Genomic DNA, 7,385 nt, shown 5'->3' on the forward strand with positions numbered 1-7,385 from the left:
TGTGGGGTCGCGATCGCCGTTATTCTTTTCATGAATTCTTATTATAATTCTCCTTATTCTCTTCCTTTATTAATCGGCATTGGCTTAATTCCTTTACAAGCGCTAGTCCAATTACAACTAGAAACAACACGAGCATTAGAAGATATTGTTAGTGCTTATATTCCCTATTTGGTTATTTGGCCAATTCTAGTTCTTTGCGGAGGATTTCTGCTCTTAGAAATCAATCATGAAGTCACAAGTATTCCCATGCTGGGTGTCGCTATCTTGGCTTTAGCCATCGTGCTGATTTTTCAAAGACTATTACTTTGGGAAAGAATCAAGCAAACCCTAAAACCCGCTCTGAATGTTTATTCTTATCGTCAATGGATTGAGATTTCTTTGGTTTTATTATTACAACGTGCCTTCCTCTATATCCTAGATGAAACCGACATTATTATGGTGGGTTCCCTCGTGGGTCCAGAAGCCGCAGGAATTTATAATGTTGCCGTCAAAACAGCCTTATGGGTTGGCTTTGTTTTAGAAATTACCATCATTGTTGCCGCTCCAGCTTTTGCTATGCTTTATACGCAAAACAATATGGCAGAATTGCAAAGAGTAGTTTCCCGCGTAACCGTTTGGATTTTCTGGCCATCTCTGGCGATCGGTTCATTTTTACTCATCTTTACAGCCCCTGTTTTGAGCATTTTTGGTGCCGAGTTCATGCCAGCCGTTTCTCCCCTAAAGGTTCTGGTTTTGGGGCGTTTAGTGGACTCCCTGTGCGGAACTGTAGCCTGTTTGATGGTCATGACAGGACATCAAAATAAATCCTTGCCCGTGTTCGCTTTTAGTGCTATCCTCAATCTAGTTTTGAATGCGATCGCCATTCCTAGATTTGGTATAGTTGGGGCAGCCATGACCACCAGTTTTACCCTTGTCATTTGGAATATTTGGTTGAGTATTCTCATTATCAAATATACTGGCATACAGCCTTCGATTTTTTATAGTTTCTTCAATTCAGAAACACCTGAAGAGCAAAAAGAAGAGTAAAAATAATAACAACTTTAATTGACTGAACAAATGATTAAAACTAGAACTAAAAAAATTTTGTTGGCTTGTGTCTTGGGTGGGTTAGCCGCTATTTTGCTCCTACACCAAGGCTTAACATTATTGAAAAAACCGCAACTTTTCCAAGCACAACACCTCTGGAGTCAAGATACTCAGATAGTAGCCGACTCACCCACCGATCCTAAAGAATGTCCTCAAAACATGGTCTGGATCGACGGAGGAACATTCCAAATGGGTTCCGAAAAGCATTACAGAGAAGAGAAAGGAATTTCTAAAGTTAAAGTCACGGGTTTTTGTATTGACCAATATGAAATCACTAATACTCAATTTGCCCAATTTGTCAAGGAAACGGGATATATTACCCTTGCCGAACGTCCTCTGAGTGCTGAAGAATTCCCCAATCTTTCCGAAGAACAGCGATCGCCTGGTTCTATAGTTTTTATCCCCCCCCAAGGCAAACAACAAGTGAGAGAATTAAGTTGGTGGCATTGGGTACCGGGAGCCGATTGGCAGCACCCCACTGGACCCAATAGCAATATCGCAGAAAAAGATAATTACCCCGTCGTTCAGGTTGCTTATAAAGACGCGATCGCCTATGCTAAGTGGGCAGGTAAATCCATACCCACAGAAGCCCAGTGGGAATTTGCCGCTCGAGGTGGATTAAAAGGGAAAGAGTTTACTTGGGGCAATACCTACTCTGCTCAAAAAGCCAATACTTGGCAGGGGATATTCCCCTATCAAAATACCGAGGAAGATGGTTATTTAAGTGCCGCTCCCATCGGTTCTTTCGATCCGAATGGTTACGATCTTTACGATATGGCTGGGAATGTTTGGGAATGGACCCAAGATTGGTATCGAATGGGTCATCAGAACAAGACTTCTGAGGTCGATCCTATTGTCTCTAACCCAAAAGACAGTTTCGATCCGCGAGAGCCTGGTGCAGCCAAGCACGTCATTAAAGGCGGCTCTTATCTATGCGCCCCAAACTATTGTAGTCGTTATCGTCCGGCAGCTCGAGAAGCTCAAGCTCCCGATACGGGAACTTCACATATTGGCTTTCGCTTGGTAACGAAACCTACAAATAGTTAATTCAAATTAAGTTAAGGCGATCGCTTCAAAGTGGAATAGTTTTCCTAAAACTAATTAGTTTGCCCTCGTAAAGTGTTAAGAAAACTTTACCTATTTTGTTTAAATTGAGGTTGAAAGTAAAATGCCAGTATTGTAAAGTAAAACGACGATATTTAGGCTTAGGCTTTCCTCAATTTTGTCTCAATTTTGTTCTGATATTAAGTCAATCAATTTTGCATTATGTACCAAAGATTTTCTCGTTTTCTCATTATCGTCGGAGTTAGCGCTTTAGGTTTTGTTGGGTTTTCCTCTCTCAAGGAAACCACAGAAGCTCAAGTCGGCAGAAATAAGCGTCCGAATATTCTTTTTATCGTTTCCGATGACATGGGCTATGCCGATATGTGAAGTTTTGGCGGCGAAATTCCCACCCCGAATTTAGATAGTCTTGCCGAGCAGGGTATGATGTTGACCAACTTCCATACCGGGCCAACCTGCTCCCCAAGTCGCTCTATGATTTTGACAGGGGTGGATAATCACCTCGCGGGTTTGGGGACAATGCCCGATCGCATCACCGACGAACAAAGGGACAGTCCCGCCTATAAAGGTATTCTCAACGATGATGTCGTGACCGTAGCAGACTTACTCAAAGATGGCGGTTATCACACCTACATGACCGGAAAATGGCACCTTGGCGAAGACGAAATGAGACTGAGGCCAAACGGTCGAGGTTTTGAAGAGAGCTTTGCTATTTTGGAAGGAGGATCCGATCATTATGGTTTGACGGGATTTGGACCAGGTGCTGAAGCAAATTTCGCTCGCAATGGCGTGATTGTCGATCCCCCCAAAGACTTTTATACGGCGAAAACTTACACCGATATGATGATTGAATTCATCGAGAAAAATCGGAAGGGTGACAAACCCTTCTTTGGCTATCTCGCCCATACCTCACCCCACGAACCCCTACAAGTTCCCCCAGAATACTCTCGGAAATACTTGGCAAAATACAGTGCTGGTTGGGACAAAATCCGAGCCGAACGCTTTCAGCGTCAGAAAGACTTGGGCATTATTCCCGATTATTTGGAGTTACCCGCGCGGTGGTCGAACGTTAAGGCATGGAATAGCCTGAGTTCCGATGAGCGTCGCATCCAAGCTAAGAAAATGGCTGTTTATGCGGGAATGGTTGAGTACATGGACGAACAGGTGGGGAAATTGATTGACTACCTGAAGAAGATTGGCGAGTATGAAAATACCGTCATTATCTATTTTACCGATAACGGTGCCAGCGGCCGCGATTTCTCCGCAGAACCGGACTGGAAGGTTTGGCTCAATGAGATCGGCTATGATAATAGCTACGAAAATATTGGTAATCCCAACTCTTTCACAGGTCTGGGTTACGGTTGGGCGCAGGTAATGACTACACCCCATTTCGCGGCTAAGGGAACAATGGCTGAAGGTGGAACTCGCGGTCACTTTTTTGCTCACTATCCAGGAAAAATTGCCCCAAGCAAAAGTGGCGCTTTTGCTTCCGTCAAGGATTTAACCCCTACCGCATTGGACTATGCGGGAGTTCCTCAACCTGGCACAAATTATAAAGGTCGCACCATCCATCCCATCGAAGGAAAATCCATGCGTCCTTTATTTGAGGGCTATGCAGATCGACTCTATAGCGATAATGAACCGATCGCCTTTGAACTCTACGGTACGGTTAATAAAGCGCTGTATCTGGGGGATTGGAAAATTCTGCGGCTGGGAGATGGTGTTTGGGGTAACGGTGAAAAAGAACCTTGGAAATTGTTCAATATTGGACTCGATCCTACAGAACAGAACGACTTATCCCGACAGTATCCCGATCTGTTGAAAAAAATGATCGATATGTATGATAAGCAAGAAAAAAGCTGGGGCTTTATTCCAGCTAGGTAGTTCGCGGAATCATAATTAACTTTTGTAGGGACGTTCAATCATTGAACGTCCCTACAGCGCTCTTTTTTCCTAGCAAGTTTGGTTAATTTCGTTTTGGGTAAAATTAGAACATAATGATGAAATGACAAGCAAAAGAAAATTATGCAATTAGAAGATTATTTTAACTTTTTAGCTGCCGATGATATTCGACTCAAAGGAACGCGAATTGGCATAGAAACAATTTTATTTGACCATCTTTTTCGAGCAAAAACTCCTGAAGAGATTGCGAATACTTATCCTTCGCTGACTGTAGAGCAAGTTTATGCCACCATTTTATATTATTTGCATAACAAACAAACAGTAGAGGCTTATATGACTGATTGGTTGGAATGGGGCGATCGTATGCGAGCAGAGCAGCAGCGTAATCCTCGCCCAATTGTAGAGAAACTGAGAAAGTTGAAGGCTGAGAAACTGGTAAGATTAACAGACAATGCTCAAATATCTCATTGATGAAAATGTCGATCCGATTTACACTAATCAATTGCGTCGTCTGAGTTCAGATTTATTTGTTATAGCGGTTGGGGATATGACTGCTCCACCCAAAGGAACTTTAGATCCAGAAATTTTACTGTGGTGTGAAGAGCATGATTGTATTTTAGTAACAAATAACCGCAAGTCCATGCCAGTTCACTTAGCAGAGCATATCGCTTTGGGCTATCACGTACTGGGTATCTTGATTCTCAGTCCAAAGTTAAGTATTGGCGAAAATCTCGAACAGTTAATTCTAATCGCCGAGGGTTCATTTGAGGATGAGTATCGAGATCGGATAGAATTTCTGCCACTTTTTTAAATTGTTAGGTTTTGGTTAATGATTAAAACTGAGGAAGAGAATGAAAAAGCGATCGCACTAGCTGAATAGCGATCGCGAAGGTATTTCCTCAAAACCTTGATAACTGAGAGACTTGACGCAATTTCTGCAATTTTCTATTATAATTTTCTACAAATTGGGATATCCAGCTTCAAGACAAAGAGGCTGACAATATTCAATGAGACGTTGAACGAGTTCGGCATCTAAGGCAGTTTTCCAACTGTCGATCTGACCTTTTCTAAAAGTCCTAGAATTGGGATTATAAATCTCTTTAACTTTGGTAGCAAGGCGATCGCCAAAGGACACCCCCAAATGTAAAGCAATGCGTTCGATCGCCTGCATTTGTTTCTCGTTACTCCCTCCTCCTCCTTCTCCAACTAAATCTTCAAAGTGCAAGAATAAACAATCGGGGCGATCGCGCCATGCTAACATAGAACGATAAACTTCCGCAAAACTTTTGATAGTTACGCCTGCATTTTTTGCATAGCCACCTTCTAAAACAAAATTAATGCGATCGCTTTGAGATAAAGACTTAATATCATCTTCTAAAAAATGTCGGGCGGGCATTTTTCCTGTATCTAAAAAGAAAGGAATTGAAGAAGCAACCACAGCACGAGGATCGCGGATAATAAAGACGTGATGACAGCCGATCGCCTCTAATAAGGGATGTAAAAGAGGAGTTTGGGGAATATGTCCGAGAATATATTTTCCTGGGGCGATCGCCTCCAGCCAATGTTGTAAAATAGAAGGTTGTACAAACAAATCAGTTAAAGCGCCAATACTAATTCCCTCATTTAGATTGGGAGTTAGATTCTCTTTCTTTAAAGCCTTGATAACTTCGCGACGATTTAACAAAATTGGGGTTATAGATTCCGAATTATCTTCAAGATTAGGGCGATCGCTAAAATGTTCTTCATAACCAAAAATCTCGATCGCTTTGGCTAAAAGATGAGTGCCGCTTTTGGGTAAGGAATTGATAAAAATTCTCTCTTTCAATTTCATCGTGACATCTGACATAAATAGAAAAAACAAAGATTTTAAAACATTCCCAAAGGTGACAATTCTTCAGGATCGATATGCACATCCAACACCGTCGGACCCGGATAGTTGCAAATTGCTTCATAATCCAATTGTTCAAAGTCTTCTGGCTGGCGAATACTGTAACCTTTTGCCCCCATTGCTTGAGCCATCAAGCTAAAATCTACGGCGGGAATGGCAAAACCTAAACCATCTTTCACCACTTGGCGATGTCTTTGTTTAACCATACCGTAGGAGCGATCGTTTAAGATAATAAAAATAATCGGCAATTGTTCGGCAACAGCAACAGTAATTTCCTGTCCATTCATTAAAAAACTACCATCTCCCGTTATGCAAACTACCGGGGTTTTAGGAGTTCCCAAAGCCGTCCCCACAGATGCACCGATCGCCCAACCCATAGCCGCCAATTCCACCGAGGAACGATAATTTTCAGGATAGGGTAAAAAGAGATAATGAAACGCCCACACCATACAATTCCCTGTATCGATGAGAAAGCGGGTTTCTGAAGGAAAGCGCTGCATGATTTCGTACATCAATCGGGTGGGTTTAATAGGTGTTGCGTCACTGTAATAATCATTTGGCTTTTGAACTTCGATTTGTGGGGGTTTTTCCCCAGTATTTGCTTCTGTTAATGCCTCTTTTGTAAGCAATGATTCTTCAATGGTGGCGACATTTTTCAGCTTGGTTAACAATTCTGTAAACACCGTCTCGATATTGCCATAAACGTGCAGTTGTGCCATCGGCGAACGGCTAAAATAACTATTAACATGATGAATATGCACCAATTTCTCATTTAAAAGCGCTGCATCCCAAGTTGAGGTTGACCACTGCCCCAAAGTCGTTCCCACCGCGAGAATTAAAGCCACGGATTCATCCGTTAAGGCTTGCCTGGCGCTTTGATGCCCCGCAAAGCCAAACACCCCCTTGTAGAGAGGATGATAGGGATTAACGCAAGATTTCCCCCCTTGGGTGGTGACAATTTCTGCCCCCATTAATTCAGCAAAGGCGATAATTTTTTCTGATGCTTCTCGACAATCTTCGCCGACTAATAAAACAACTTTACGATTTTGTAGTGACGCATTCTCCAACATTTGAACCAGTTTGGCGATCGCCCCTAAGTCTGCAAAAGCGGGTTGCTTTAATAACTGATTAATATGAGGATAACTTATTGCATCGGGAGCCGGAGCGCGAAACACATCCACGGGAACGCTGAGATGGACGGGACCTGGGGGAGATTGCCAAGCGTGTTTTAAGGCGGCAATCAGTTTATGTTCTAATTGTTTGGGATGAGTAATAACACTATTGTAACGAGTGCATTTGTCAAACATTCTGGCAGTATCCAGCCAATCTGGAGAGGATTCTTGGAATGCACCGACTCCGAATTTGGGCAATAGGGTTTGGGCGGTAATCGCCAAGATGGGGATATGGTCGCTGTAGGCTGATGCAACCCCGGTGATGAGATTGGTTG

The 7,385-nt window shown here is 42.7% G+C and carries 8 protein-coding genes; 6 read left to right on the forward strand and 2 right to left on the reverse strand.

The features are described from left to right. The 6 genes from VB714_RS13945 to VB714_RS13970 form a co-directional block, all read left to right on the forward strand. On the forward strand, window positions 1-1,026 hold a 1,026-nt coding region (locus VB714_RS13945), incomplete at its 5' end, for a polysaccharide biosynthesis C-terminal domain-containing protein (protein ID WP_323225147.1). 30 nt (window positions 1,027-1,056) lie between these two features. Further along, a complete protein-coding gene (locus VB714_RS13950) occupies window positions 1,057-2,133 on the forward strand; it encodes a formylglycine-generating enzyme family protein (RefSeq protein ID WP_323225149.1) in 1,077 nt (358 codons plus the stop codon). 219 nt (window positions 2,134-2,352) lie between these two features. Continuing rightward, window positions 2,353-2,517, forward strand: coding sequence for a hypothetical protein (locus VB714_RS13955; RefSeq protein WP_323225151.1), 165 nt, complete (start codon window positions 2,353-2,355; stop codon window positions 2,515-2,517). Window positions 2,518-2,532: 15 nt separating this feature from the next. Then, window positions 2,533-4,032 (forward strand): arylsulfatase, encoded by a 1,500-nt coding sequence (locus VB714_RS13960; RefSeq protein WP_323225159.1) that lies wholly within the window; start codon window positions 2,533-2,535, stop codon window positions 4,030-4,032. 141 nt (window positions 4,033-4,173) lie between these two features. After that, entirely contained in the window at window positions 4,174-4,521 is a 348-nt protein-coding gene (locus VB714_RS13965; RefSeq protein WP_323225153.1) for a DUF433 domain-containing protein, read from the forward strand. Continuing rightward, the gene (locus tag VB714_RS13970) at window positions 4,502-4,861 is read left to right on the forward strand and encodes a DUF5615 family PIN-like protein (RefSeq protein ID WP_323225154.1); all 360 of its coding nucleotides are present in this window, start codon (window positions 4,502-4,504) and stop codon (window positions 4,859-4,861) included. The genes VB714_RS13965 and VB714_RS13970 overlap by 20 nt, the downstream gene beginning before the upstream one ends. A 147-nt stretch (window positions 4,862-5,008) precedes the next feature. Here VB714_RS13970 and VB714_RS13975 read toward each other — a convergent pair whose 3' ends face one another. Continuing rightward, the gene (locus VB714_RS13975; protein WP_323225156.1) at window positions 5,009-5,896 is read right to left on the reverse strand and encodes a sulfotransferase domain-containing protein; all 888 of its coding nucleotides are present in this window, start codon (window positions 5,894-5,896) and stop codon (window positions 5,009-5,011) included. Window positions 5,897-5,916: 20 nt separating this feature from the next. Beyond that, the coding region (locus VB714_RS13980; protein ID WP_323225158.1) for a thiamine pyrophosphate-binding protein at window positions 5,917-7,385 on the reverse strand (1,469 nt) is incomplete at its 5' end.

The organism is Spirulina sp. 06S082, from assembly GCF_034932145.1.
Lineage (GTDB): Bacteria > Cyanobacteriota > Cyanobacteriia > Cyanobacteriales > Spirulinaceae > CCY15215.

What these genes read in the sequence shown, in the direction of transcription:
- VB714_RS13955 (WP_323225151.1), top strand. Translation starts at nt 2,353, where the DNA reads ATGTACCAAAGATTTTCTCGTTTTCTCATTATCGTCGGAGTTAGCGCT.
- VB714_RS13975 (WP_323225156.1), bottom strand. Translation starts at nt 5,896, where the DNA reads ATGTCAGATGTCACGATGAAATTGAAAGAGAGAATTTTTATCAATTCC.
- VB714_RS13950 (WP_323225149.1), top strand. Translation starts at nt 1,057, where the DNA reads ATGATTAAAACTAGAACTAAAAAAATTTTGTTGGCTTGTGTCTTGGGT.
- VB714_RS13965 (WP_323225153.1), top strand. Translation starts at nt 4,174, where the DNA reads ATGCAATTAGAAGATTATTTTAACTTTTTAGCTGCCGATGATATTCGA.
- VB714_RS13970 (WP_323225154.1), top strand. Translation starts at nt 4,502, where the DNA reads ATGCTCAAATATCTCATTGATGAAAATGTCGATCCGATTTACACTAAT.